The 566-nt window shown below is 60.6% G+C and carries 1 protein-coding gene; it reads right to left on the reverse strand.

Going from position 1 to position 566, the window contains the following annotated elements; genetic code table 11:
* A partial coding sequence (locus ABDB84_RS20030; protein ID WP_345921554.1) for a Calx-beta domain-containing protein occupies positions 1-566 on the reverse strand: 566 nt, incomplete at both ends.

The following is a 566-nucleotide window of genomic DNA, read 5'->3' on the forward strand; positions in this document are numbered from 1 at the left end:
TCGGTCGACTCAACCAAGGTGTCGTCAGTCGTCGGCACACTGACGGTGAAGCTGGAGACATTGACCGGGACGGTGACAAAGCCATTGGCGTAGGTCACGTTGTTGCTGAAGCTTGGTGTCGTGCTGTAGTCCGAACCTGCCGTAGCGCTGACATCGGCCAGGCTCAGCGCGAAGGTGGTACTGCCAGCAGTCGAGTAGCTGTTGAGGGTGACGGTGTGAATAACCGCCGTGCCTTCAATCACGGTTCCATTGCTGACCGAGGAGACGCTCAGCGTGTCGTTGTCGAGGATCGAACCGGTACCGACCTTGCCACCGACACTCAGCGTGTAGGTTTCGGTCGATTCGATGATGGAATCATCGGTGGTCGGCACGCTCACGGTGAAGCTGGAGACGTTGGCCGGGACGGTGACGAAGCCATTGGCGTAGGTCACGCCATCGCTGAAGCTCGGCGTCGTGCTGTAGTCCGAACCTGCCGTCGCGCTGGCATCAGCCAGGCTCAGCGCGAAGGTGGTGCTGCCCGCGGTCGAGTAGCTGTTGAGGGTGACGGTATGAACGATGGCCGTGCC

Source organism: Uliginosibacterium sediminicola (genome assembly GCF_039631295.1).
GTDB classification, from domain to species: domain Bacteria; phylum Pseudomonadota; class Gammaproteobacteria; order Burkholderiales; family Rhodocyclaceae; genus Viridibacterium; species Viridibacterium sediminicola.